Source organism: Mongoliitalea sp., assembly GCF_054166905.1.
Genome location: NZ_JBSZCK010000047.1, coordinates 44124 through 70902, shown reverse-complemented (window position 1 = coordinate 70902; position 26779 = coordinate 44124). Strand labels below are relative to the sequence as shown.

The following is a 26779-nucleotide window of genomic DNA, read 5'->3' as shown; positions in this document are numbered from 1 at the left end:
TCAGACAGGGATCTAGAAATAGTACAACTTGACCTGTTTGAAATTGGCAAGGGGGGTGTTTTTCAAAATTCAAAAACACCCCCCTAAATTGTAAAACTAGACCAATTATGAAGAAAATCTTAATTTAGTCGGATGACAGTATTAAACAATCACCTTTACAAATTGAAATATATTGCGGTATGTGGAGTTATTGGGAATGGAAAAATTTTAGGAAATACGATTTGGTGGTTGTAGGAGCCGGGATTGTTGGCTTGTCCACAGCTATACAGTACAAGGAAAAATACCCACAAAGAAAGGTTTTGGTGCTGGAAAGAGGTCTCTTACCAACAGGTGCAAGTACTAAAAATGCCGGGTTTGCTTGTTTTGGTAGTCTCACAGAGTTACTAGATGACTTACAAGTGATGAACGATGACTTGGTACTAGCCACAGTGGAAAAAAGATACAAAGGATTGTGTGCCATAAGAGAAAGATTTGGAGATGAAGCATTAGGTTATCAGCGTTCAGGTGGTTTTGAACTTTTTACAGATGCCGAAATGCCCGCTTTGGATAGGATGCTGGAAATCAATCAATTCCTTTTTCCGCTGTTTCAAGCAGATGTTTTTTCAAAAGTTGGAAATATCGAACAATTTGGATTTGGGTCATCAGTTAGGGCAGTAGTCAAAAATCAGTTTGAAGGTGAGTTGGATACAGGGAAATTTATTCAAAGCCTCTGGCAAGAAGCTCAGCGTTTGGGTGTTTTTATTTTGACAGGTGCTGAGGTAGCGCATATTAATCAGGAGGTAGGGTTATTGACTGTAAAAGAGGCGAATGGTGTAGAGAGAATCTTTGAAGCCAAGCAGCTTGCGATTTGTACCAATGCATTTACTAGAAAATTTCTTAAGCATGTGCAACTGGTACCGGGAAGGGGACTGGTTTTTGTGACCAAGCCATTAGATAATCCATTGCCTTGGACAGGCTCTTTTCATTATGATAAAGGCTATGTGTATTTTCGAAGTATTGACAATCGCATACTGCTGGGTGGAGGAAGAAATAGGGATTATTCAGGCGAACAAACAGAAGATTTTGAAATAAACCCCCTCATTCATGATTATTTGATCAAACTTTTGAATGAAGTGATTCTACCAAATCAACCAGTAGAAATAGATCTTGAATGGACGGGTATCATGGCTTTTGGTCCAACCAAAATGCCTATTATTGAACAAATTAATGGGCGTACCTTCTGTGCAGTTCGACTTGGCGGAATGGGAGTGGCAATTGGATGGCAAACAGCGAGTGAGTTGGTAGATTTACTTTAATCGTGTTACATTAGTAAAATTTTATTAATTTCAGTTTTCAAAAATTTTAAAACCTATTGAATGGCTGTTCAACGGAAAGAACCCACCTTATCGGAAGCGCTTTTTCCGATCTTATTCTTAATCATTTTATTGGTAGTCAATATCTGGATTTTTGGCACAGAAGGTTTATCAGGTTCCAATCAGGTGGTGCTTGTATTGTCATCAGCCGTAGCAGCATTGGTTGCTACTTTCCGATTGAAAATCAAATGGGAGCATTTGCAGGATGGGATTGTTAAGAGTATTTCTTCAGCCATGTCCAGTATTTTGATCTTGCTGTTGATTGGTGCTTTGGCGGGCACCTGGTTATTGAGTGGGATAGTTCCTGCAATGATTTACTACGGTTTACAGATTCTTAATCCTACTATATTTTTGATTGCGGCTTGCATCGTGTCTGCGATCGTATCGATATCCACAGGAAGTAGCTGGACTACAGTTGCCACGGTAGGTGTAGCTCTACTAGGGATCGGTAAAGCCTTGGGCTTTAGCGAAGGGATTATTGCGGGAGCAATTATTTCTGGAGCGTATTTTGGAGATAAAATGTCTCCACTTTCGGATACCACCAATCTTGCACCTGCGATGGCAGGAACAGATCTCTTCACTCATATCCGTCACATGACCAAAACCACCTTTCCGTCAATTCTAATCACTTTGGTGATATTTGGTGTGATCGGGTTTACAGCAGGTGCTGAGGGTTCGGTAGATCAGGTCAAAGAGATTTCAGCCATTATTGTGGATACATTCAATATCAATGGATGGCTATTTATTGTTCCATTGGTAGTATTGGGGATGATCATTAAGAAAGTACCGGCTGTGCCTGCCTTACTTTCAGGAGCGGTACTGGGTGGTGTATTTGCAGTTATTTTTCAACCTGAAATTATTCTGACCATTTCCAATTCAGCTTCAGTGGATTATGCTTATCATTCTTTTAAAGCGGTGATGATGGCTTTGTATGGTGAGATTAGTATTGTGACGAGTAACGAGGTAGTCAACGAATTATTGGTGACTGGAGGTATGGCAGGTATGTTGAATACTATTTGGTTGATCTTGTGTGCGATGGCCTTTGGAGGCATAATGGAAGAAAGTGGCATGTTGCGGGTATTGGCAGAGGCGGTGATTGCAAAAGTGCACTCCATCGGTTCGTTGATTGCTTCTACCGCAGCTACCTGTATGTTTTTCAACGTTACCACATCGGATCAATACCTGGCGATTTTGGTTCCAGGAAGAATGTATGCGGATATTTATCGTAAAAAAGGATTGAAAGGAGAAAACTTGAGCCGTACCTTGGAAGATTCGGCTACAGTGACTTCTGTATTAATTCCGTGGAATACCTGTGGAGCTACACAGGCATCTGTGCTAGGAGTGGCGACACTGACCTATGCACCTTATTGTTTTTTCAATATCATATCACCCTTTATGACCATTCTTTATGGGTATTTGAAATTGGGAATTAACTATTACTCGGAGGAGGAAATGTTGGAGATTAAAAAAGAGTTTGCAGTATGATTCCTATGCGTATCAGCAAAGAGGAGATTAATGAATTACCCCTTGGACAATTTGAAGGTGAGATCACTTTAATTGAAGAATTAGATCAGGTAGAGGAAGTATTGGACCAGCTACGTGGCGTACAAATTTTGGGCTTTGATACTGAGACAAGACCAGCATTCCGTAAAGGTGTACAGTATCAGGTTTCCTTATTACAACTGGCTACCACAGATCAGGCATTTCTTTTTCGGCTCAATAAAGTTGGACTTCCCAAGCCCATACAGCGCATTTTAGAAAACCCTGAAATTGTCAAAGTAGGTGCAGCGGTCTTGGACGATTTGCGGGCCTTGAAAAAAATCTCTATTGGATTTGAGCCTAAGAGTTTTTTTGATCTAAACGATGAACTGAAGAAAGTTGGTTTTGAGAATGTAGGTGTGAGAAATCTTTGTGGAATGGTTTTGAATATCAGGATCAGTAAAAATGAGCAAGTGTCCAATTGGGAGGCCTTGGAGTTGACGAGCAAACAGTTAGTCTATGCGGCAACAGATGCTTGGGCATGTCTGGAGATTTATAAAAAATTGCAATACCAAGGGTATCTAGACTCCTTATTCAATCGCTAGTCTACAGTAGCAACCTCCTCAAGTTTTGAGCGAACTTCTACTGCCAATGCCTCTCTAACTTTGATTTTCATTTGGCAGGTATTATCAAAGAGTTGTTCTATGATCTCTAATTGATAATCCTTGATGATTTTCATGACGGCGTTCATCTCTATGTAATCAAAGGAAAAAGTAATGGTTGTGCATACGATTTCTGTGATGATTCTGTTGGCCGCAATCGCGTCAGCAGCAGCCGTACGATAGGCCTGAATCAATCCGCTAACTCCCAATTTTGTTCCCCCAAAGTATCTCACCACCACTATCAATACATTAGTCAAATTATTGGAACGAATCTGTCCCAGGATGGGATCGCCTGCAGAATGATTGGGTTCACCATCGTCATTTGCCCGGAATATCTTCATCTCTTTCCCAAGCATATATGCATAGCAATGATGCCTTGCATCAAAATATTTTTTTCGTAGATCTTCCAGTGCTTCTTTGATTTCCTCCTCAGAACTTACTGGAAATGCAAAGGAAAGAAACTTGCTCCCCTTCTCTTTGAAAATCGCTTCGGATGTGTCTGCTAATGTTAGGTAACTATCTGATGCTTCCAAGGCTTTGATAAATGGTGCATGCAAAAGTAAGAATTAAGAATTTTTTAACCCATTTATTCTCTGATAAGCGTAATTTTAAGCCATGAACCAAATTTTTGAACGTCCTTACCTAATAGACTTACCACATCAGACAAATACGATGGGATTTATCGCATTTGCTGAATTAGGGAATTTGATTGAAATGAATGTTGAGCGGATGTTTTGGATTAAAGATGTGCCAGTGGGGGCAAAGAGAGGAGTACACGCACATGTAAAAGAAAACCAAGTACTGTTTTGTTTACAGGGTACTGTTGCTGTTTCCATAGAAATGTTGGATGCTTCTATGGAAGCTTTTCAATTGTCCGATGCAGCTCAAGGACTTTTCTTACCTGCCTTAGCTTGGTCTGAAATTACCTTTGGCGAGGGTGCTATTTTGCTCGTGATTTCTGATCAGCCATTTGAGGAGGAAAATTACATCAGAGATAAAGAGCGATTTATTCACATGCAAGCTCAATATACGGCATGGAACAAGTAACTGATAACCTTTCTGACCAACTACCCCTGGTTTCGATTATTTGTACTGTGTATAATCAAGCCGCTATGTTAGAAAATGCTCTGCAAAGTGTTTTTGATCAGACGTACCCAACTATTGAGCTCTTGGTAATTGACAATGGAAGTAACGATAATAGTCCACAAGTGATCGAGCAAGTGCTCCGTAATTGCCCTTCACATATCAGGTCATCAGTTTTTATTCATCCCTTTTCCCTCAATTATTGCGAGTCATTCAATCAGGTATTTGTGCATGCGAAGGGGAAGTATTTTATCGATTTATCAGGGGATGATATGTTTTTCCCTAAACATATTGAATGCTCAGTGAAAAAGTTGGAGCAACATCCGGAAGCATGGGCAGTGTTTTCTAATGTGGAATTATTACAAGTAGAAACTGGGACAAGCTCATTTTTTTATACAAGTGAAGATGAAATTGTGGAGGAGGGAGACTTGTATACCGCGATTGTTGCAGGAAATCCGGTTTTATCGGTTTCCTTGGTAGTTTCCTCTGAGAAATTCCGTCAAGAAGGTATGTATGATGTATCGTTGACGTATGAGGATTTTGATTTGATGGTGCGATTAAGTAGAAAATATCCTCTTTTTTATACAGGTCAGCTTGGGGTAAAGAAAAGTATTCATGCATTTTCCTTTTCTTCCCAGCAATACCAAGCAAGGCAGTCAAAGATGTTGCCTTCTACTTACCAAGTTTGCAGAAAAATCCAAGCGATGAATCGTTCGGAGCATGAGCAGGAGGCTTTGAAAGCTCGTGTGATCTATGAACTGAAAATGGCAGCTTTTTCTGCCAACTTTCAGATAGCGAAAGATTTAATTAAATTGGCTATGGAGTTAGGTGTATCAAAACTTTATCTGCTGAGATATCAATTGATTTGCCAAATGGGATTGGATCTTTCTTTTATGATACGGTGGAAGCAAAGACTGTGGAAGGGTTAACCTACCACAGCCCCTACAAACCAATCCTTTTGAATCAGATTTTTTCCGGCTTGTTGAATATCTTCTTCTGTGAAATTTTTTAAAAACTCAAAGCGATCTTCATAGAAGCTCAAATCTAATCCAGCTTGATGAACCCCTTTAAATTTGTTGATGAGCTTAAATGAAGAACTGAATGAAGATAGGAGGTTTCCTATGAGGTAATTCCTGACTGTTTCCAATTCTTCTTTGGGGATGGTTTGATGCTGAAGGATTTCGATTTCTTTGTAAATCTCATCGATTACTTCAGACATAAATTCCTTTTTTACATCTGCCGCAATTACCCAATAATCCGAACTACGGAGCCCCCCTATACTGCTGTAAATACCATACGTATGTCCTTTATCTTCTCGTATATTTTTTATTAATCGGCTGCCAAAGTAACCCCCCAAAAATGTATTGAATACTGCTAATGCGTGGTAATCTGGATTAGATTTAGGAATCAAATGGCAACCTAGACGAATGCTTGATTGTACGGATTTTTCACGGGCTTCAACAAAAATTTCATTGCCTATATTAGTGAATTCCGGTGGAGTGCTATCATGAGCGTGCACCGGTAAATCCCCAAGTATGGATTCAATCAATTGTAGATCGGCTTCTGATAAGTCTCCAGTAACAAATATCTCTGGATTAACCCATAGATAGTTTTGATAGTAGTCCAACAAGTCTTCTCGCTCGATCAATCCTACATCTTGCTCAGTGGAAATCATCCCGTAAGGGTGAGCTCCGCCAAATAGTTGTTGACGGAAAAGGTGAGAAGCCCGAATAGCATTCTTTTCAAATTGGATACTGATGTTGAGTGCTTTTTGGGATTTACGCTTTTGAAGTTCTTTTTCAGGGAATACCGCCTCTGTCATCAGTTCTCTAAACACCGGGAGAACTTGCTTAAAATGTTTTTTGGTAGTCAATAGGGCTAGCCCTTGATGTTCAAAGCTAGAGATAATCTCTACTTCAGAGGCATAATAGTCAAAAAAGTCATCCAATTCGGATGCTGACTTGGTTTTAGTTCCTTCTAACAACATGTGTAGGGTAAAGAAAGAAACTAGTTTTTTAGCTATGTTCAATTCACCTCGAAGGGACTCAGCATTTACTTCTATTCTTACAGCTCCGATAGAAGGTGTAGGGTTAAAATACAAACGGACTCCATTGGGTAGAGTCCTTTGCATAGGTGGTATAAATGATATCTCCTCCGGTATGACAAATGGAGGAGCAATAGATCTGTCTAAAATCATCTAGTTGGAATATTATAGCTCAGTGATAGTCTCAACGTCTCGCCGAGTGGATGATTTTGTACTTGTGGTACTAAATAAGAGAAATCAAAATTGAATTTTTCTTGATATCGAAAGCCAACACCCATGGTAAAGAAGCGTCTTCCTCCTTTATTGGGGTTTTCATAGAAATAACCTGTTCTAACAGCAAACATTTCTTTGTGGAGATATTCTATCCCTGTGGATATCATTAATTCCTGCATTTCTTCTCTAAAACCGCCCGGAGCATCAAAGAATGAGCCAAACATACCTGAAAGTAATGGTCTATTTGGGTCTCTTCCAGCCTCTATATCTGGAGTACCATCAGGTCTCATGATAATCAAACCATTCTCATCTCTTCTAAAAATAGGAGGGGAGGGAACCATCAACTTATTGACGTCAAATAAGAAGGTGATTTTGTTGAAATCATTCATATTGATAGAGTAACCCATACCGACTCTAAGGTTGGTGGGGATAAAATCTAGATCTTCAGCACTATTATAAGTAATTTTCGGACCTATGTTCGAAATGGTAACGCCCCAAGAGAATGTACCTGACTTATCACCAGGATAGATATCCTTGGAGTAATAAAGTCCCACGTCTGTACCAACCGTAACACCCGGTCTACTTTCTGCACCACCTGCTGAAGAAATATTCCCAGACAGGTTGGAATGGATAAATCTTGCTGAAATACCAAGTCCTAATTTATCGGATAGTTTTCTGGAATAAGTACCGCCAATGGCAATGTCTCTTGGTGTAAATTCACCCAATTCATTTCCTCTTCCATCTGTCAACTGTAGTTCGCCCATGTTGAAATAGCGTATATCCAATCCCCAAGCCGAAACTTCATCGATTCGCTTGTAAGCAGTGAGATAACTTACAGACATATCATTCACCAGCCTACCCAACCAAGGTGAGTAGGAAAGCGAAAATCCCATGTCATTTTCTATAAATGCCAACTTACCGGCATTCCAATGTGCAGAAAATGCATCAGGCGAGGATGCGACACCTGCGTCTCCCATAGCTGAGTGCCTGCTATCTGGCGCAAAGTTCAAAAATGGAACCGCAGTGGTTATCACCCGGTTATTGGGGTCTTGCCCCGAAATCACAGAGGAGTTCTGTGCTGTAGCAGCAAAAGAAAACGCGGTGATTCCTAAAAAAATCCAACCCTTCAGAATTGATTGTTTACTTATTTTCATCTAATCAGAATTTTTCCAGACCTACTATCCGAACTACCATCGAGCTCAGAGGTCAGCTGTAATTTGTAAATATAAGTTCCTTTTGCTGGAAATTTTGTCTGTGTTTGGAAAAATTTCCATTCCAAATCATCAATCACAAATTCAGCTCCAATATAACGCTTTTCTTCAGTATATATTTCCTGTCCCAACAAAGAATAAACACGCAAGGCGAGATTTAGGTTTTCACCTGGTCTATTTTGTACAATTTTAAATTTACTATGAGTGGTTGTTGGGTTGGGGTAATTCACTAACTCTAATATTTTCAGCTGGTTAGTATTTTTTACTTCTATGCTGGTTAAGAAAATTGTTTGATTGCCAACATTATCCCAAACCTCTAATTGTAGTTCATTTAAACCATCACGGAGGCCACTCAAAGCCGTGCGAATCTCACCTCTTCTGAACTGATTTTCCATAGCTCTAAATTCAGCATTCAAGACTGTTTGGCTTTCTCCATTGATTGTTAAGATAATGTTTTTTGCAGGATTGGCGAAGAGTACATTGATTCCACTTTCATCTTCCAATTCAATTAACAAAGGAACAAAAGCAGTTTCAAAAACCTGGGCAAAAGGATCTTCCTCTAAGCCAAACTTCATCACTACTTGTGGGCCTTCTGTATCCATGTTGTTTTCCATGCTGCCTTCCAAAATAACTCGGTCATGCCCAAACGCCTCCATTCCATTACTCAGGTTTGCAAAAACTTTAATCTGACCATTAGCGGGAGCTGTATTCATATGGCTTGGAATAAAAATTTCAGATCGGAATTTCCCATCTATGAGCTGACCCTTGCCTTGGAAAAGAAAATTACTCCGTTCGGTTAAAGTCATTGGTGGATTTTCATCACCCAAAAGCCTAAATTCCGAAGGTCTATCAATAAACATTAATTCATATTCACCCTGTTGATTACCTATCAGTGCATTGGTTAATGGGTCTACAATGGAGCCTACCACGCTAATCAATTGTCCAGCCGAGATAGTTGAGATTTCTGTTTCCAGTTGTATGTCTTTAATCTGTTCAGTTTGGCTTCTCAATTCCGGTAGGGCCAATTTGAGAGATGGATCTCCCAAAAGAGAAAAATTTCTGTTCAAAGTACCGTTCAGACTATTGTTTTTTGTCAATTTAAAAATGCTGCCCAAATCCCGCCACTCTCCATCATCTTGTTTGAAGACAGCTTGGATAAATGCACTATTCAAACGGAAATTGATCGAAGAAAACACCGGTCTACCGGTTGTCAATAAACCTATAGCTCCCTTTCTATCAGCAAACATTAATTCTTCGGCAGCAGAGCGTAAGAGTGGACTGTCATGTCTTCCAAATTCACAGGTGGCTGTAATAATCAATGGAAAATGAGGATGCCTTTTCCAGTCGTTCAGCTGTGAAACGGTGAATATCTCTTCTGCAGTTAGGGTGTTTTCATTGCCATGTCCGATAAAATTCATAAACAAAACACCATCTTCGATGGCTTCCCGAAATGCTTCTTGTGCTTGAGGAGAACGCTGCCTGTTGCCTGCATCTTGGGTTTGTTCAAATCTGTCCAAATAGATTTTTTGAATGAAAAATTCTGGATGGTTTTCTTCCAAATAACGAATGTGGTTTTCTGAATCCGTTACATGTATATTATTATCTCCGTCATCTGCTACAAAGGCCAATTGGGTTTTCCAGCTGCCTAGTGAAGATGCGGGGTTTTCATAAGCAATGATTTTATCGACCGCCTCACGTGCTTCCCTTATGTTGATGGCAGGGATTCTGCCTACTCCGATTTGCATGGGGGTATCACCTTCTGGAGATTCTTCCCATGCCCCCATACCTAATTCTAACATTCCGAAATAATCATCGGAGCTGTAGGTAGTCAGTGGGTTTAAGCTATTTCGTGAAGTATAAATTGGAACTAAGTTGGGCCTTCCTTGAAAGATTCCTTTATAGTCATAGGTACCTTTACCGAAAAACAAAACATTGCGGACATTCCCACTAGATTGGTACTTGTCAGCGATGAAATTCCGAATACCTGTCACATCTCTGTTTCCATAAGCATAGGCATCTAAGATATCCTGAATCAACACGACAGATGTAGTGATGCCCCGATTGTTTTTGTGATTAGCCAATCGGTTGGCCTGACTCAAAAGTAGGGGGTGGGTGATAATTAACAATTCCGCTTGTTGATGCGCACTTCTCGCCTCCATGTTTACCCGTTCAAAATTTCGGATAGCTGGAATTTGATTTTCTTGATAAACGGCAATGCGATCGTTCGTCTGTAGTTCCGCTTCACCATCAATTAAGAATATGTCGGAATTTGGAAGAATTCTCCAAAAAATTCGATTTCCAGAAGCCGTAATCCTACCCGGATTCCCCCTATGCCAATAAACTGCATTGGAAAGATTAGCAAGAGGTGTCTGAGAAGCCAAAATTGCAAAATCCAAAAAGCCTGCGCCATTGAAATCAGCGGATTCGTAACGGGTCCGAATCTGTAGTTCTTGCCCAGAAAAGGTAACTGCTCGTTGGAATTTGGATTCTATTCCTTTGATTCCATAGGTAGTATTGGGAATAGGAGGTATAGTGAATGTTTCAAAGTTTTGACCAGCTACACTTATTTGAAAACGGTTTTCTGAAATTGCTTGGCCTAGGTACTGTACGAATAATTGGTGCGTATTTCCAAGTTTACTAGGTAATGGTAATGTAAAAGTAAAGGTCTGACCTCCAAAGAAAGGACGGGAATACCAGCTTCTTCCTGAATTAAGAATATTGTCCTCTTGCCATTTTCGAAACTGGACAAAAGAAAGTTGACTGATTAAGGGGCTATTGGAAATGGGGATTGCCGCATTGGTAATTCTCCTCGGTTGAGTTGTTCTTCCTATGAAATAATATAAGGTGTCTGTGTAGGGATTAGCCTGAAGATGCAGCGAGTTTTCGGATGATTCTATTCGGTGAGGTCCTTGTGCATAAAAAACGATCCGATTCCCCAATATTTGACTAGGAAGTTGAGTTAACTCTCTGAAGTCCTCTGTGATGATTTGATTAAGAGGTCCTTGTTGACCAAAAATACCTACTTCTGAAAGGTTTTGAAAGCCTTGTTGACGCAAATCATCCAAGCTAATAGCATACATGCCTTCTGCCGTTACAGGGAATTTTACAAAGACTTCCTGAGCCTTGGCTAAGGTTCCTAAGGAACAAGCCCAAACTATTAAACAAAATCGTAAGCTAATGTGCATTCTTTTGTACTATACCCTCCACTACAGACAACACAATATAAGTAATAATTAGTAAAGGAACACCTGCCCAACCTAGACTGACAAGAAATAATACTCCCAAGCCAATTAGTGTGAATCGAAATTCATTTCCTTTCCATCCTTTGGTTTTGAACTTCAATGCAATAAGGGGTAACTCAGCTACTAATAAAAAAGACATGATAAAGGCTAGTAGTACTAGCACTATGGGGTTTTCCAAAAAGTAAACACTAGCCCCAAACCGTTGAATTAAAAAAGGTAAAGTGGATATCAATAAAGCATTTGCAGGGGTAGGTACACCTATGAACCTATCCGATTGTCGTTCATCGATATTGAACTTTGCTAATCGGATTGCTGAGAAAATCCCAATCAGAAATGCTGAATAGGGCAAGTATTCACTGGAAGTTTGGGCTTGAATGAGTTGAAATAAGATAAAAGCCGGTAGCACACCGAAGGTTACAAGATCAGCCAAGGAGTCCAACTGCTTGCCAATTTCGCTACTAACCCGCAATAATCGGGCAGCGAAGCCGTCCAAGAAATCAAAAATCGCTGCAATAAAAATGCAATAGGCAGCCCACTCCAAATTTCCGGTATTAGCTAAGTAAATCCCTACCATGCCGGAAAATAGGTTTAAACTAGTTAAACTATTGGGAATATGTTTTTTGATGCTCAAAATCGTGCGTTTTTGCCTACGAAGGGGTTATGGATTTTTTCAAAGCCAATGGTGGTTGAAGGGCCATGTCCTGGAAATACCCTAGTCTTATCCGGCAATGTAAACATTTCTTCTCGGATTGATTGCAAGAGGGTTTGATGATCTCCTCCAGGTAAATCTGTCCTGCCAATACTTGCCTGAAAAAGCGTGTCACCGGCAATACAAATTCCCGTGCCAGCATGGTAAAACACCAAGTGGCCAGGTGCATGACCCGGTACAAACCTGATTTCCAGTTGCTCATTACCCACTTGAAAGCTTTGATGGGTATCCAAGAATTCATCAGCCTCTGTTTCTTGATAGGCATGAAAACCATAGCTTGGGGCATATACAGAAACCGATTTTAAGACAGATTTTTCTTTGGAATGAATCCATAAAGGGACCCCATATGTCTGCTTGACAAAAGCATTACCCAATACATGATCAATATGACAATGGGTATTGATCAAAGCAACTATTTCCAATTGTTGATCATGAATGAAAAATGTCAACTCATCCCTTTCGTATTTTTCATAACAGCCAGGATCGAAAATGACTGCTTTTTTGCTGTCATCATAAAGGAGATAGGTATTTTCCTGAAAGGGATTAAAGGTGAAGGATTTAAGATAAAGCATAGACAATAGTTTCTAAGAAAGCTCAAAATAACAAAGAAAGCAGCTATTTTTGGGTATGAAAATTGACTTTTTACTCATTGGGCAGGGACTGGCAGGTTCAGCACTGTCATATCGATTGATTAAAGAAGGCTGCAAAGTGATGGTCATGGACCTTCCAAATGAAAATAAGAGTAGTAGGATTGCGGCAGGCTTATACAATCCGATTACAGGGAAGAAAATGGTCAAAACCTGGAAAGGGGATCAATTATTTCCGGTGATTGAACCCTTTTATGAAGCAATTGAAAAAGAGCTTAGAGTGAAATTTTTATACAAAAAATCAATTTACCGACCTTTTTTATCTATTGAAGAGCAAAATGAATGGATGGGTTATAGTGGAGAGGAGGGGTTTCAAAGGTATTTCAAGCAAATCTATCAAGCTCCATTATTTGCGGAAGTAGTCAATCCTTTTGGCGGTATTCTACTTTCTATGTCTGGATATTTAGATATCCCCCTGTATCTGGATGCTTACAGAGATTTTTTGATATCACTTGATGCATATCGGGAAGGTAAGTTTGAAGAGTCTAAGCTCATAATCTCTAGTGAAGGTATTGTATATGAGGATATTCATGCTCAAGCAGTGATCTACTGCAATGGTCTAGGCGCTATGGAAAGTGAATTTTTCCAAAACGCACCTTTTGCTCCTGTAAAAGGGGAGATTTTGGATGTGCAACAGGATTTTGTTCCAGATGAAATTATCAATCGCGGGGTATTCAGAATTCCTTTACCAAACGGGTATCTGAGAGTAGGCTCAACATACACATGGCATGATTTAGATGTCGGTCCAACTGAGCGGGCAAAGCAGGAAATCTTAGATAAGCTGGATAAATTAATTGTTTCCAAAGAAAAAGTGCTTATTCAACACCGTACAGGTATCCGTCCTGCCACAAAAGATAGAAAACCCTTTTTAGGAAAACATCCCGAGCATTCAGGCGTTTATATGTTCAATGGTTTTGGTGCTAAAGGCGTATCTTTGACACCGTACTTCAGCTTGGTTATGACAGATTTATTGCTTCATGGAAAGAATCCTGAAAAAGAAGTGAACATTAGCCGATGGAAATAAACATAAGTGGATTTTTTAAGTATATTTAAAAGTCAATGTAATTGGTACATGAAACAAAGAACTTTACCTCTTTTCATACTTCTATTTTTCCTTGCTCCAAGCATGGTCTTCGCTCAGTTTGATAGAGATCGTTTTGGTAAAAATCGTGTTCAACATAAAAACATCGAATGGTATTTATACTCTTCCAATAATTTTGAGGTGTATTATTTCGATGGGGGGATGAATAATGCGAGAATGGCAATCGATTTTTTAGAAAGCGAGTTTGATCGCTTGACTCAAATGATCGGTTATGTTGCCTACACAAAACCTAAGGTTTTTATTTACAACTCACCTGAGGAATTGCTTCAAAGTAACTTGAACCTGAATAAAGACGAGTACACTATTGATGGACAGACCTATTTTAGTCGATTGATTGGAGAAGTAGCCTTTGAAGGGACTTGGGAAAAATTTAAAAAAGACCTCCTGTTCACTACTTCTAAGATTATCATCGAAGAAATGCTATACGGGTCTACTATTGTGGATGCATTTCAATCAAACTTGATCAATAGTTTCCCGGATTGGTACATTGAAGGGGCCGCCCGATATATAGGTTATGGTTGGAGTAGAGATATGGATGATTTTGTCCGCCATTATTTCAAAGAAAATAAAAATATCAAGCTTCACAGATTGCAAGAAAAAGAAGCGGCGTTGGTAGGTCAATCGGTTTGGAATTTTATTGTTGAAAAATATGGTCGTCGCTACATTTCTAGCATTCTTAACTTAAGCAGGATCAATAGAAATGAAGAAAACTCCATTGCTAATACCATTGGCTTAAATTATAAGTCATTTCAGGAGCAGTGGAGACAGTTCTATATTTCTACCAGTGAACCAGTTTTTACCTCATTTAAGGATATCAATCAATCCAATCAAATTAATGTGACCAAACCAAATGTCACAGGTGCAATCAACGATATTAAATTCAGTCCAGATGCTAAGCATTTAGCATATGTGATTAATAATGGAGGTAAATATAGAGTTCAAGTAAGGGAAATATCCTCAGGAAGAGAACGGACGATTTTCTCCGGTGGTTCTTCCACTCCTGACCAACCTGCCAATCTTACTTCACCAGTTATTGCTTGGAGAGATACCTTAAACTTAACCATTGCCACCTTCAGAAGAGGAACTACTACCCTTCGTTCCAGAGCGATTGATGGGTCGTATCAAGACAGGATTTTCTTACGAAATATTACCCAAGTCCTCAACTTGGATTTCAATTCCACTGGAAGGAATATGGTTTTGTCTGCCATTGCTAATGGAAGAACAGATATTTATACGCTCAATGTACGAGGAGTGGGAAGAAGACTGACCAATGATGTATTTGATAACATTTATCCGGTATTCCTGAATGACTCTACTGTGATTTTTGCATCCAATCGAACAGATTTGCCTGATTCGGTGCTTACGCGTACACCTGACGTGAAGCTATTACCAGATTATTTTAATCTCTACAAAGTAGATCTGAATGATACTACCAATCAGATGCAGCGATTGACGAATCAAAATAATATTAATAGTAAGCCTAAGGTTTTGAATAGTAATAACATTTTGGTCCTAAGTGATCAAAGTGGTATTATGAACTTGAACCGTTTGACCATATCCAATGGGATTATGAGTCAGGTTTCGGCTTTTAATAAAAGTATTGAAGCATTTGATTACAGCTCCAGAATCAACAGAATCGCCTACGCCGTAAGGGATGGTAATCAAAGTAAGTTAATCTTAGAGAGCTTTTCCAATGCAGATCAGTTTACTCCAAGTACTCCTCGAGTGCAGCTTTTGCAGGCTAAAAATCTTTCCGAGCGAATATCTAACAGGAGAACAGAAATGGATACCGAAGAACGAGCGCAAGTTGAAGAGAAGCGGCCTGCGTTTGAACGTAATGTCCGTCCAAGTACTGTGAAGCCCGACTCTACACTTAATGTTAGGCTAGAGGATATTATGAGCGGAAGAGTTGCAAGTCAAGGAGAGCGGGTGGTTGTGACTACTCCAACAGACACTATTCCTCCTGTAGTAAGCGACTCTCTACCGATACCTCAAAATTTAACAGGGAGTATTAATGTAGACCGTTTACGTTTTGAAAGAAGTGGTGCGATTGATACTGATAATTATATTTTTGATACTATCCCATCCGCTGCCAGCTTATTGGAAGCTTCTAAAAATCAAGTGACAACAGCTAGAAGTAATTTGTTAGAAAACTTCCGAAGACAAGGTATGCAAAAGCGTGTAGTTGGTCCTAGGAGAATGGAACAGCAATTTATCACCAGTAGTTTGAATACTGATTGGATTGTAGATCCTCTACGCGGCTTTGGTATTAAATTGAATGGAGAGATGACCGATTTATTGGATAACCATGCATTTCGAGGTTCAATTATGACTCCTTTGGACTTTAGATCGGGGAGTGATGTTTCTTTTGAATATGAATATTTGAAGCAACGAGTAGATGCACGTTTCCGATATGACCGTAGAGCAATTCAGGTCAATCAAGGTGATTTGACTTTCCAACGATACGTCTTGAATAAAGCAGAACTTGGCTTCTCTTACCCCGTGAGTGTACATGCGAGGTTTACTGCTGCTCCGTTTTTGGCCCGTACGCAGTATTTCAACTTAAATCCTGACTCCATTCTACGGGGGCAATTTCCGGAAAGGAATCGTTTGGATGTAAATTATGTAGGGGGGACAGCTGAATTTGTTTTGGACAAAACCCAGCAAATTGGCCTCTTCGCTCAGGAAGGTATGAAGGGCAAGGTTGGTATCAGGCATTATCAGGGATTGAATCTAGGAGAAAGGTCCTTTTCAAATTTCTACCTTGATTTCAGAAATTACCAAAAGATCCATAAAAACATAATTTTTGCTTCTCGCGTATTTGCGGGCTCTTTCTTTGGTCAAAATCCACAGAACTACCTAGTAGGTGGGATGAATAATTGGTTGTTCAATCAATTTAGAACGCCACCTGCCAATAGGCCTGAACAATCTCCAGTCCGCAATCCTGAAGGTGTAGAAAACTCCAATATCCTATTTGCAGAATTTGTGGATTTGAGAGGCTTCCTTTTTGACGAAATCCGTGGAAGGAATGTAATCACTTTTACCAGTGAATTGCGTTTACCACTATTCTCCTACCTATCCAGAGGTAACATAACTTCTAATTTTGTGAAGAACTTCCAGATGGTGGCATTCTACGATGTAGGGTCCGCTTGGAATGAAGCAGCTCCATGGGAGCGAAATAACGATCGAAATACAGAAATTATCAGAACTCCTGGTTCTCCATTTGTCATTACGTTGAATAACTTTGGTAATGCATGGTTACAAAGTTATGGTGCAGGCCTACGTACGATCTTCTTGAATTATTATTGTAAGCTTGATGTTGCAAGACCTGTCAGGAACTTTGAAACGGAGAATCTGAGATTTTATGTTACCTTAGGGTATAATTTCTAAGCCACCCCCATTACTTATGATTAAATCAATGACTGGCTATGGCCAGGCTATTTACGAGAGTGATGAGTTGATCATCACCGTAGAAGTAAAAACACTTAATTCAAAATTTCTAGACCTCACCATTAGAAGTCCTCGTCAATACTCTGACAAAGAGTTAGAAATAAGGAATCTGGTAGGTCAAGTTTTAGACCGAGGAAAGGTTAATCTCTCAGTAGAATTAGTCCAAAAAGCAGGAGTTGACCTTCCTGTTTCCTTCAATCATGAATTATTTCAATCCTATGTTCTGAAGTACCAGGAAATGGGTGAAAGGAGTGGGGTGGAGGTTGTAGACCTTTTCAAGTTAGCTTTACAATCACCCAATGTAATGACATCGCTGGTAGAGAAGTCTTCCTCTGAGGATGAATGGAATACCCTAAAAAGTACAATTCATCAAGCCTTGCTCAACTGTGATAAGTTTAGAATGGATGAGGGATACTCCCTTCAAGAGAAATTTCTTTCCAATGTGAACATCATTCGGAAGAATCTAGAACAGGTAAAGGTTTTGGATCCCATTCGTAAAGAACGTGTTCGTGGAAGAATTCGTAATAACTTCAAAGATTGGTTAGAGGAAAATAGCTTTGATCAAAATCGATTCGAGCAGGAATTGATTTACTACTTCGAGAAGATTGATATTACCGAGGAAATTGTCCGATTGGAAATGCACTTGAACTACTTTGAAAAAAATCTTTTAGAGGAAGTCAATCAAGGTAAAAAGCTAGGCTTTATCTCCCAGGAAATCGGAAGAGAGATCAATACAATCGGATCGAAAGCAAATGATGCGGAGATGCAGCAATCAGTAGTTATCATGAAAGATGAGCTCGAAAAAATCAAAGAGCAAGCATTAAATATTCTATAAAAAAAGAGGGGTTTTAAACCCCTCTTTTTTTATCCTAGTTTGAATCTCACAGGAAGTCTCATACGAACTCGTACAGGTCTACCTCTTTGCTTACCAGGTGTCCATTTCGGAGCATTCTGCACTACACGAATAGCTTCTTCGTCACAGCCTCCTCCAATACCTCTCAATAACTCTACATCTTGAATAGAACCATCGGTATTTACAACGAATACTACGTATACAGTACCTTCGATACCCATTCTTCGCGCTTGAGTTGGGTATTTAAGATTTTTCTGTAAATACTGATACCAAGCTTCCATACCTCCTGGGAATTCAGGAGCATTTTCTACTACGTCGAAGATTTCGTCTGCTTTTTCTACTACTGGAGCATCAGCAATAACTACTTCTCTGATGACCGTTTCTTCTTTAACGTCAACGTCAAAGTTTACTTCGATTTTCTCTTCGATTTCCACTTCATCTGGGATCTCTTGGATGACAGGTTGCTCCACTGGTGGCGGTGGTGGTGGTGGTTGTTCTGTGATTGGGATGTCTAGTAGTTCTTCTATTTCAACGTCTAGCTGCCCTAAATCTTTCAAATTTCTGTCATCGTATGACTTGTATTCGAAAGCAAACAGAACGATACCAACGCTGACTAGAAGTCCCAAGTTCAAGAACATGCTTGATTTCTTGGATAAATCCGCTTGTGGCGTCTTTTTAGCTTCCATGGTTGTACTTTATAAAGGTTAATAATTTCACGGTTACGAATAACAATTGTAGTTATTAATTTTCAATTATACAAGCGAAGGTTTGACCTTATATAAAATTATGAAACCAATAAACCCAATTGTCCCGCCAATCAAATTGGCAACAATGTCTTCATACTCAAATGACCTGTTTGGAACATAGGCCTGTACGTACTCAACAAAGATAGGAAAAATTATTGTAAATACTAATAAATTAGTCAATAATTTTTTCCATATGATTTTTTTTTGCGCATCAACCGTTCCAACCTGGGCCCAAAGGAATGTGAGTATTGCAAAAACACTAACATGTGCGACTTTGTCTAAATGGGGTATAGAAGGCCCTTTCGGGAGGTTATTGCCAGGTGTAAGAAGCAATAGGTTGACAATGATGAGCCAACCTACTGCTGCATAAAATTTGATTTGTTGTTGATTAAGCCCCAATAAGTTCACTATATTCTTCAGAGCTCAATAAGTCCGCAGGAAGATCTCCTGAGATTTTAACTTTGATCATCCAACCACTTTCGTAGGGAGATTCGTTTACCAATTCTGGGGAAGACTCTAGTTCCTCATTGAATTCAATGATTTCGCCTTCCAATGGCATGAAGAGGTCAGAAACAGTTTTTACTGCTTCCACAGTTCCAAAAACCTCTCCAGCAGCAATGCTATCACCAACGGTCTCTACTTCTACATACACAATATCACCCAATTCTCTTTGAGCAAATTCTGTGATGCCAATAGTTGCAACATCGCCTTCGATTCGTACCCACTCATGGTCTTTGGTGTACTTCAATTCTTGAGGAAAGTTCATATTCGGTTTTTTTAAGGTTGTCAAAAATACAAGGATAAAACAAATCTAAAAACCTATTGTGCTAAATTAAATCGTAATTGTCCACCAAAGGCAGTAGAACTTCTACGGAAGGCAGTAGTCACTCGTGGATCATTGATAATTCGATCAAAATAAATCTGAATGTTTAAGTTTTGATTAATAATATAGCTGACGGTTGGTTTGATTTGTAAATTGAGGTTTCCATTCGTCACAGTAGATCCTTCTTCTAATGTTCGCTGGATTTGACGGGTATCGACTACTCGGGTATTGATACGTACTTGGAGGTCATTTTTCAATACTTCCTGCCTTCCTTGGATTTTAAATGGAATTTTAACCCCAGCTTTGGTATACCCTAAGTCAAAACCAAAGTCTCTACTGCTTTGCTCGGTTACTTGTGCATTGGAGAAATTCAAGCCTAAGTTTCGTTCTGTATTATACTCCATAGTGATGTTAAGCCTGCTTTTGGTTAAGAGGTCTACTTGTACCAATGGAGAAAACCCTTCCGTAAGAATAACCTGATTGAGTATAAATACTGGTATAAACTCCCCAAATTCATTGGTTAGGGTGGCTCCTGGAATGTTTCTTACACGGTTAAACAATTCTAGTCCATCCCTGTACAAAAGTGAGTTACTGAAGTTACTTACTTCATAGCTTGACCTGTAAGCATGAAGTATATTAATGCTAGAGAAGTACTCCCTTAATGCAGGAATATTAGATAACCCTTTGTAATCAATTCTCCAGTTAGGAATTGGAATTTGAGGGAATGGATTTAACTCAATGGTACTTGCATCACGTCCGGAATAGGCAGCCAAGAAAGCAAGAGTCATTACATCTTGACCATTTGAAGAAAATTCACCTCCAGGATTGGCTGCATTCAATCGGTCTTGTATAATAAATCGGTTTCTTGCAAACTGATCAAAGATAGGGGAGTTATTATTTCGATCATCTCTTGCAAAAGTGGTTCGGATAATAGAATAAGTAATGCTATAGCCTGCGAGTCTATTGGGGCTTAGAGAATTGAATTGACCAGGAAACTCCTCTGAGGCTCGGAAAATTTCGGCATATTCACCTGTCTCCCGTTTACGTGCTTCTAAGGTTATCCTAAAGTCTCTAAATGGTTCTGCGAGTACATTCACATTGATATTTGCTGTCATGTTTTGGCGGAATTGCTGGGTCAACTCCGGACTTGGGGCCATGATTCCCCGATCTGCAAAATCATTACGGAGACCTGGGTTTTGGGCTCCAAAAATAAATCCAAATCCCGGATTCATGAAGCTACGATCTAAGCCCATCAATCCTGTATTTTCCATAAAGCCTGGTAAGAAGGTGCCCTCTACTAAGGAATAGCGGAAGTTGACGTCTTTGACCATTGTTACAAATTTGAGTAGCCTTCTGGTAAATGGAGTACCAATGGTATCCTCAGCATTTACCGTGGATCTTCCTGGGATACTTGGTCTTCTAGGAGCATTGAGTGCCCGTATTTTGGCATTTTTATTATACAGTTTGACAAAATCTAATTTACCATCTAGCGTTTGCTCTCTAGTATTTTGGATAACATTCCCTAAGGTATCTCGCTGACCTATCGCACCCGTTAGCCATGCATAATTCGCAGCATAGCGGTAATTGGCATTGATCCAATTCGTTGCCTCAATTTTATCCAATGGGATTTTATAGTTGGCATTCAGGTTATGGCTGTAATTGGTTGGACGTCCAAAGTTCCGAAGATTTACTAGAATAGAGTCTCTTGCAATATCTCTTCCCACATCACCTTCAGGTTCATCAATCACAGCTAAAACTCTACTAGAGAAATCTACCCGCAAATTTTTGGTAAAATCCCAATTGACATTGTAAGTCCTGTTGAGGAAGAAACTCTTTTGTAAAAACGGATCTACACCTTCAGTTCCCAATTGGTCATTTCGGAATTGGGTCCTCATAAATCTCCGATCAAAATCTGCTCTAGCAGCTACCGAACTCGGAACAAAGTTGAAGTTAAAATCCCGAATCAAACTGAATTTACTTCCACCAAGCCATTCCGCATTTTTAAATGGCTCCAATACCAATGGCTTGGGCTGATACACATAAGCTAAGTTTCCTACATAGGTTTCGAAGACATAGCTTTCTGTATTGATATTGGTTTGACGGATAGATCCATAGGCATAGGAAACCGAGAAATTACTGATGTCCCATAATTTTGGTGCGCCACTGGCATTAGGGTTTCTATTTTTCCGTATGTTGGAAAAGCCAATATTCCTTCGTCTGACCTGATCGAGCACTAATTCCCTATAGGCTGCCCTTTCGGCATCTGTTTCAAATTTGCTTAAGGCCAAGTCCAGAGGAACGTCAGGATTTAACGGATCAAACTCTGGTCGGATGATGGAGTTTTCCAAGCTGACATACATCGGAATGCTTACATTCAAGCCTTCTGGAAGTAATCTATCCACGCTTACATTGGCAGACAGGTCATACTGAGTCATATCTGCCAAGCTTCTTTGAGAGAGACGGGTCTCCAATCCCCCAAAACCAACGGTACTGTGTCTGATGGATGTAGAAATGGTTGCCACATCAGCGATTTGTGCATTTAGGATAGCATTGGCTGCCCATCCACTGGATTGGATAAAGCCAGTAGCACGGAGTTCATTGGCCCAAACACATACGGAGCGAGAGGCAGTGCCTGTCTCACCTGGATTTCTAATACCGATCATCAAGGCTTGCACAAGACTCAGTTCAGGTCTACCCACAACAGTTACTTTGTATTGCCTGATATCTTGAGTGAAGGCCAAATTCAAAGGTACCCGCTGAGCATCCCGATCTACTTTTACGCCGACAATTTCAGAAATGGCCAAGTCGATTTCGTTTTCTAAAGGCCAAATATCACGCGGGTTTCGTGTGCCTCTTGGTGTAATTAATAACGGCACTTCGATTTCGTAGTAATTATCTGTATAATCCGTCCCTAATCGCAAGAATGCGGTCAGTTCACCGTCCTGTGCATCATCAGAATCTGCATGGAAGAACATGCGAAGACGCTCATACTGTACTAAGTTTAATGAGTTGGCATTCTTAAACACCGCTCGGGCATCTCTAGCTTGAAGATTATCCACGCACAAACGAAGGGATTGCTCATTCAATTGACGTTCCACTGCGGCCAAGTTATCTCTATCCCGTACAATTCCCGGAGGAAGTACGTATGGGCTTTGGCCAGGACCACCTTGGCTATTTTCTTCAATATTCACTACACCTACTACCAAGTTGGAATTATCAGGTTCAGGGATTTCAAAGAAACCTCTTTCAAATAAGGACTCTTGGAATACACGCCACTGACTGGCTACCAAACGGAAGTTGGCCATACGTAGTACCACTGGTTGCTCAAAGTCAGTCAGGTAGGTTCTCATAAATCGGATGGATTTGAAACCGCTGATGTCTCCCTGAACACGATCAGGGGTACGGATAGGAATACGGAACAAATACCAGTCCACTTGCTGCCCATTGATAGGGACAGTGGTTACTTTATCTACAATGTAATTTCGACCTACTTCCAATTGCCCTGGGCGAAGATCGATTTCATATTCATAGTATGCCTCTAATTCATTGATGGTGTTGTCACTGTTCAAGTCTTCATTATTCGGCAAGTTGGACCCAGCAGGCGTAAAGCCTAAATTGACATTTCCTGCAACCGGGGTGTTGCCTTCCATACCATTGAAGAATTTATGTCTTTCCAAGATTTTAGCGTCTTCTTGATCAAATCGCTCATCTAGGTAATATCTGAAATCATCAGCAGAAGGATCACGGATAATCTCCTGTAAAGCCTGTTGACTGACATTGAGTCGGTTAATGAATCTATCTCGAAAGAATTCTGCTTCGTCCTGATTTCGTAAACCATCCAACCCCACATCTTGATTGGCTCGAGCTTCGGGAGAATTATCAAATGCAGGTAGTAAAAATTGGTTTCTAGTGATTCGGCCCCATTCGGTGGTATTGGCATCAAGCGGATTTCCATCAGCTGGTAGTCCATTTTCGAATCCATGCCTACCATCCCTGATTACATCTTCTGATATCTCCCCTAAATTAAATCGTAAAGTACCACCCGTTGTATTGTTTTGATTAAAAATACCATCCAACACACGACCATTTTGTCCCTCAATAAAAGGATCTAATAACCAAAATTCTATGTACTCAATGTTGGTTCTGTCAAAATCAACCTCGGTGGTGATCGCCCTTGTTACTCCTCCATAATTTTGACGTGGATTTGGTAACAATCCATTGGTGGTTAAGCCAGGATTATAATTGTACATACCCCTTTCATGAGGAAAGTAAGCCAATTCAAATAGTGGTTCAGGTACAATAATCTGATCTCGGTCACGCTGTTGGAAGATTTCTTGTGGAATTACTCTTCGTACATAATGGTTTTGCCTGTCTTCTCGGTTTAAATTTCCTGGAACTCCAGGACCTCCTTCTCTGTAGAAAATATTGTCGATATTATACCAAGCTACTTTTGCTCTTCTGTAGGCATTTCCTAGGCGGTCTTCCGTTTGATCACTCAAATCAAAGGCATTGTTATCCGTTCGTGGAGTCGCTGCCAAATGCCAAGTTTGAGCGGCAGCACTACCTAAGCCAAATGGGGTGATCGCTGTTTCGAAGTCATCGATGTAAATAGCAGGCTCACCTTGGACTCTGACAGAAGTCCCCGGAAGTAATTGGGCAAATTCCCCACTAAACTGGACTATGGACTTTTCTTTGGTATTCGTAAATGGTAAAGCATCCGCCAATTTTGTTAGGAAGCGGGACTCATCATTGAAATTGGCATCTAAACCCCACATACTGTTCCGAAGTGTTTCCGAACCAACTGCAATCCTTGTAATGTTTGGTCGTTCATTGAGGTAAAGGAAGGTACCCCCTACATTTAACTTGGGATTGACCATGTAATCCAATCGTGTTCCGAGCATACTCCGTGTTTGGAAAGAAACAAGGTCTGCTTTTTCAAAACTGATGGTAATACGTTTGCCTGATTGCAAAATCGCTTCATTGATGATATTCACCCGACCAATATTATAATCTACAGTAAAGTCTACACCCTCAGTTAGCGGAATGTTACCAGCTGATACGATGACAGAACCCGGAGAAATATTCAAGCCTGGAAGCAATATTTCTGAGGCAGAACCTGCTGTCAACCGACCTTTGATAAAGAATTTATCCAAACGGGTTACCAATTCTGCATCAGCCAAAGTAGTTCGGTAGAGCGTGTCAAAAACATACCGATCAACCAAATTGGCTTCGTTTGGTAGGAATAAATCGCTCAGTGTTCGGCCAAAAGGTTCGAGTACAGGAAAAGCAATCAATCCCCTTTCAGGAAAAATTGTAATGCCTGGGATAAAGTCAAAATTCCCATCGGGTGCAGGGTCATTTTGAGGATTTAACCGGTCCAAGCCCATCAAGCGAATCAACGGTCTGTTTCTTACATTTTCACCTTCTAAGAGGGTAGGGTTGTCCAAGCCTGTGCGGTCATCTCTATAGATTACCTGTAATTGGAAACCATCTTGTTGGATTTGATTAGCATTAAGATTGTAGATGTTTTTCATCATCAAATCCCAAGTAGGAATTCGGATATTGATCCTTGCCGGACGAAGCATTTTTAAGAAAATCACTTCATTGGCGGGTCTGCTTTGATAATCCTCAGATAGTTCACCGACCTTAAAAACCTGACCGTTGAAGGTGTATTCAAATGAAACTCCCAATACCTCGTCATTCTGTAATCTTCTGTTTAAGCTAATATACCCTAATTCACGATGAAAAGTGAATTCAGAAGGTGCAAGCAATCTTGCACCATTAACTTGTTCATAATCTACTCCCCGAATGATATTTAAATTACTTTCAATTGCTCCAGAACCTGTATCGAAGGGCCTGAAGGCAGGGTTATTACTCAAATTTCTGAAGAGTAGGTTAGCATTATTACCTGCAGGAGCATTTGGTGTACCTTGACCTATATTGGGGTTGTTGGGATTGAAAAGCCTTCTGCCTTCACCCAAGTCCATAAATGCCATGAAGTTTCTGAGGGTTTCGGTATTGTTTGCCCGGTTCATTACATAGACTTCCACCCGGGTAATATTAACACCTGAAAGAATCTGAGGTAAGCCTCTTAACCAACGCTCGTAGTTATCTCTGAAAAAATGCGCTAAGAAAAAGTGCCTGTTTTCATCGTATTGAGATCCTTGGATTTCAAACATTCTTCCTTGCGTGCCACCCTCCAATACCAATTCATCTCTTCTGCCTCGTTGGGTAGAAGCTACGGCTGTGACAAAGAGATTGCCAAACTGCATTTGAGTTTTTACTCCAAAGAGATTTTGAGCTCCCTGAATTAAACTGTTTTGAACAGGCATGCTTACATTACCGATTTCAACTGACTTTAAGATGTCTTCTTTAAAACCATTATACTCCAACTTCAACTGGTTTTGGAAGTCAAAGGAATTGTTGGAGTCGAAGTTGGCTCCTAACCGTATCTTTTCTCCAATATTTCCAGTGACAGCCATTTGGATCTGCTGATTGAAATTGAAGTTTCCGTTCTGTTGCTGTCGGATAGGAATTGCTGGATTATCAATTCTCCGGAAAATTCCTCCTAAGTCTAAGTTGACAAATCCATTGGGAACAATATTGATTTCATCTCCTCCAAACAGCCTGTCAAACTCAGGTGTCATCACCAATGGTGGAATTAAATCCCATCCACCTACAGGACTGTTTCCATCTCTTCCCCTAGATCTACTGCGCCAATATTCCTGCCTGATTTTATATTCCTGAATTCTGGAAAATTCATCAAAGTCATACATCACCCCTTGATTGACCGAAGTACTGTCCAACTCGTCCTGAATTTTGTATTGCAGGGTAGAGTCCATTTCTACCCGGACGCGTTGATCAAAAGAAGGATTCGGGTAAAAAGGTGAATAACTTGGGTTATAGGGGTTAGTATTTGGAAACAAAGGATTCGTTCTATACGTAGGCCATAAGAGGTAAGAAGGAATTCGGGTTCTTCTTTCCAAAGAATCGAGTCTTGCTTGTTCCAGGGCAGCTCTTTCAATAGAATCTCTTCGAGCTTGTTCTAGTAGTTGGATTCTTACGCGTTCAACTGAATCTATTCTACTGATATTCAGGCTGTCATTGCTTGTTTGTTGGGAAAGACTGGGTGTGGAAATAAACAATAATAAACATGCCATCAA

General features: G+C 40.1%; 18 protein-coding genes. 8 read left to right on the top strand and 10 right to left on the bottom strand.

Features of this window, described 5'->3' with window-relative positions:
- The first annotated feature begins 179 nt into the window (after positions 1–179).
- Genes ACXIUD_RS18240 through ACXIUD_RS18230 form a run of 3 tightly spaced genes read left to right on the top strand, consistent with a single transcriptional unit; the run spans position 180 to position 3436 of the window.
- Positions 180–1295, top strand: a complete 1116-nt coding sequence (locus tag ACXIUD_RS18240; protein WP_458054087.1) for an NAD(P)/FAD-dependent oxidoreductase — start codon at positions 180–182, stop codon at positions 1293–1295.
- Between the two features lie 60 nt (positions 1296–1355).
- On the top strand, positions 1356–2837 hold the full coding sequence (gene nhaC / locus ACXIUD_RS18235) for a Na+/H+ antiporter NhaC (RefSeq protein ID WP_458054086.1): 1482 nt from the start codon (positions 1356–1358) through the stop codon (positions 2835–2837).
- Positions 2834–3436 (top strand): 3'-5' exonuclease, encoded by a 603-nt coding sequence (locus ACXIUD_RS18230; protein WP_458054085.1) that lies wholly within the window; start codon positions 2834–2836, stop codon positions 3434–3436. The genes nhaC and ACXIUD_RS18230 overlap by 4 nt, the downstream gene beginning before the upstream one ends.
- Here the strand turns inward: ACXIUD_RS18230 and ACXIUD_RS18225 are convergent.
- Complete coding sequence (locus ACXIUD_RS18225) at positions 3433–4050, bottom strand: IMPACT family protein (protein ID WP_458054084.1); 618 nt, start codon at positions 4048–4050, stop codon at positions 3433–3435. The two genes, ACXIUD_RS18230 and ACXIUD_RS18225, sit on opposite strands and share 4 nt — an antisense overlap.
- A 58-nt stretch (positions 4051–4108) precedes the next feature.
- Here ACXIUD_RS18225 and ACXIUD_RS18220 point away from each other — a divergent pair, with 58 nt between their 5' ends.
- Positions 4109–4540, top strand: a complete 432-nt coding sequence (locus ACXIUD_RS18220; protein WP_458054083.1) for a sugar 3,4-ketoisomerase — start codon at positions 4109–4111, stop codon at positions 4538–4540.
- Complete coding sequence (locus tag ACXIUD_RS18215) at positions 4528–5505, top strand: glycosyltransferase family 2 protein (protein ID WP_458054082.1); 978 nt, start codon at positions 4528–4530, stop codon at positions 5503–5505. The genes ACXIUD_RS18220 and ACXIUD_RS18215 overlap by 13 nt, the downstream gene beginning before the upstream one ends.
- Here ACXIUD_RS18215 and ACXIUD_RS18210 read toward each other — a convergent pair.
- The 5 genes from ACXIUD_RS18210 to ACXIUD_RS18190 are packed head-to-tail and all read right to left on the bottom strand — an operon-like array spanning position 5502 to position 12567.
- Entirely contained in the window at positions 5502–6773 is a 1272-nt protein-coding gene (locus ACXIUD_RS18210; RefSeq protein WP_458054081.1) for a M16 family metallopeptidase, read from the bottom strand. The two genes, ACXIUD_RS18215 and ACXIUD_RS18210, sit on opposite strands and share 4 nt — an antisense overlap.
- The gene (gene porV / locus ACXIUD_RS18205; protein WP_458054080.1) at positions 6770–7987 is read right to left on the bottom strand and encodes a type IX secretion system outer membrane channel protein PorV; all 1218 of its coding nucleotides are present in this window, start codon (positions 7985–7987) and stop codon (positions 6770–6772) included. Before porV ends, ACXIUD_RS18210 begins: the two co-directional genes overlap by 4 nt.
- Complete coding sequence (gene porU, locus ACXIUD_RS18200; RefSeq protein ID WP_458054079.1) at positions 7984–11229, bottom strand: type IX secretion system sortase PorU; 3246 nt, start codon at positions 11227–11229, stop codon at positions 7984–7986. The genes porV and porU overlap by 4 nt, the downstream gene beginning before the upstream one ends.
- Complete coding sequence (gene pssA / locus ACXIUD_RS18195) at positions 11219–11917, bottom strand: CDP-diacylglycerol--serine O-phosphatidyltransferase (RefSeq protein WP_458054078.1); 699 nt, start codon at positions 11915–11917, stop codon at positions 11219–11221. The genes porU and pssA overlap by 11 nt, the downstream gene beginning before the upstream one ends.
- The gene (locus ACXIUD_RS18190; protein ID WP_458054077.1) at positions 11914–12567 is read right to left on the bottom strand and encodes an MBL fold metallo-hydrolase; all 654 of its coding nucleotides are present in this window, start codon (positions 12565–12567) and stop codon (positions 11914–11916) included. Before ACXIUD_RS18190 ends, pssA begins: the two co-directional genes overlap by 4 nt.
- A 55-nt stretch (positions 12568–12622) precedes the next feature.
- Between ACXIUD_RS18190 and ACXIUD_RS18185 the strand changes: the two genes are divergently transcribed.
- Genes ACXIUD_RS18185 through ACXIUD_RS18175 form a run of 3 tightly spaced genes read left to right on the top strand, consistent with a single transcriptional unit; the run spans position 12623 to position 18029 of the window.
- Positions 12623–13666 (top strand): NAD(P)/FAD-dependent oxidoreductase, encoded by a 1044-nt coding sequence (locus ACXIUD_RS18185; protein WP_458054076.1) that lies wholly within the window; start codon positions 12623–12625, stop codon positions 13664–13666.
- Positions 13667–13714: 48 nt separating this feature from the next.
- Complete coding sequence (locus ACXIUD_RS18180) at positions 13715–17134, top strand: biopolymer transporter Tol (RefSeq protein WP_458054075.1); 3420 nt, start codon at positions 13715–13717, stop codon at positions 17132–17134.
- Positions 17135–17150: 16 nt separating this feature from the next.
- Entirely contained in the window at positions 17151–18029 is an 879-nt protein-coding gene (locus tag ACXIUD_RS18175) for a YicC/YloC family endoribonuclease (protein ID WP_458054074.1), read from the top strand.
- Positions 18030–18058: 29 nt separating this feature from the next.
- Here ACXIUD_RS18175 and ACXIUD_RS18170 read toward each other — a convergent pair whose 3' ends face one another.
- From ACXIUD_RS18170 to sov, 4 genes are all read right to left on the bottom strand, one after another.
- A complete protein-coding gene (locus ACXIUD_RS18170; protein WP_458054073.1) occupies positions 18059–18733 on the bottom strand; it encodes an energy transducer TonB in 675 nt (224 codons plus the stop codon).
- Positions 18734–18799: 66 nt separating this feature from the next.
- On the bottom strand, positions 18800–19192 hold the full coding sequence (locus tag ACXIUD_RS18165; RefSeq protein WP_458054072.1) for a VanZ family protein: 393 nt from the start codon (positions 19190–19192) through the stop codon (positions 18800–18802).
- Complete coding sequence (gcvH, locus tag ACXIUD_RS18160; protein ID WP_458054071.1) at positions 19182–19559, bottom strand: glycine cleavage system protein GcvH; 378 nt, start codon at positions 19557–19559, stop codon at positions 19182–19184. Before gcvH ends, ACXIUD_RS18165 begins: the two co-directional genes overlap by 11 nt.
- A 53-nt stretch (positions 19560–19612) precedes the next feature.
- Positions 19613–26776, bottom strand: a complete 7164-nt coding sequence (sov, locus tag ACXIUD_RS18155) for a T9SS outer membrane translocon Sov/SprA (protein WP_458054070.1) — start codon at positions 26774–26776, stop codon at positions 19613–19615.
- Between the last annotated feature and the right edge of the window lie 3 nt (positions 26777–26779).

Excerpts from the sequence above, each read along its gene's own strand:
- ACXIUD_RS18240 (WP_458054087.1), top strand. The coding sequence starts at position 180 with ATGTGGAGTTATTGGGAATGGAAAAATTTTAGGAAATACGATTTGGTG.
- nhaC (WP_458054086.1), top strand. The coding sequence starts at position 1,356 with ATGGCTGTTCAACGGAAAGAACCCACCTTATCGGAAGCGCTTTTTCCG.
- ACXIUD_RS18230 (WP_458054085.1), top strand. The coding sequence starts at position 2,834 with ATGATTCCTATGCGTATCAGCAAAGAGGAGATTAATGAATTACCCCTT.
- ACXIUD_RS18220 (WP_458054083.1), top strand. The coding sequence starts at position 4,109 with ATGAACCAAATTTTTGAACGTCCTTACCTAATAGACTTACCACATCAG.
- ACXIUD_RS18215 (WP_458054082.1), top strand. The coding sequence starts at position 4,528 with ATGGAACAAGTAACTGATAACCTTTCTGACCAACTACCCCTGGTTTCG.
- ACXIUD_RS18210 (WP_458054081.1), bottom strand. The coding sequence starts at position 6,773 with ATGATTTTAGACAGATCTATTGCTCCTCCATTTGTCATACCGGAGGAG.
- porV (WP_458054080.1), bottom strand. The coding sequence starts at position 7,987 with ATGAAAATAAGTAAACAATCAATTCTGAAGGGTTGGATTTTTTTAGGA.
- porU (WP_458054079.1), bottom strand. The coding sequence starts at position 11,229 with ATGCACATTAGCTTACGATTTTGTTTAATAGTTTGGGCTTGTTCCTTA.
- ACXIUD_RS18190 (WP_458054077.1), bottom strand. The coding sequence starts at position 12,567 with ATGCTTTATCTTAAATCCTTCACCTTTAATCCCTTTCAGGAAAATACC.
- ACXIUD_RS18185 (WP_458054076.1), top strand. The coding sequence starts at position 12,623 with ATGAAAATTGACTTTTTACTCATTGGGCAGGGACTGGCAGGTTCAGCA.
- ACXIUD_RS18180 (WP_458054075.1), top strand. The coding sequence starts at position 13,715 with ATGAAACAAAGAACTTTACCTCTTTTCATACTTCTATTTTTCCTTGCT.
- ACXIUD_RS18175 (WP_458054074.1), top strand. The coding sequence starts at position 17,151 with ATGATTAAATCAATGACTGGCTATGGCCAGGCTATTTACGAGAGTGAT.
- ACXIUD_RS18170 (WP_458054073.1), bottom strand. The coding sequence starts at position 18,733 with ATGGAAGCTAAAAAGACGCCACAAGCGGATTTATCCAAGAAATCAAGC.
- gcvH (WP_458054071.1), bottom strand. The coding sequence starts at position 19,559 with ATGAACTTTCCTCAAGAATTGAAGTACACCAAAGACCATGAGTGGGTA.
- sov (WP_458054070.1), bottom strand. The coding sequence starts at position 26,776 with ATGGCATGTTTATTATTGTTTATTTCCACACCCAGTCTTTCCCAACAA.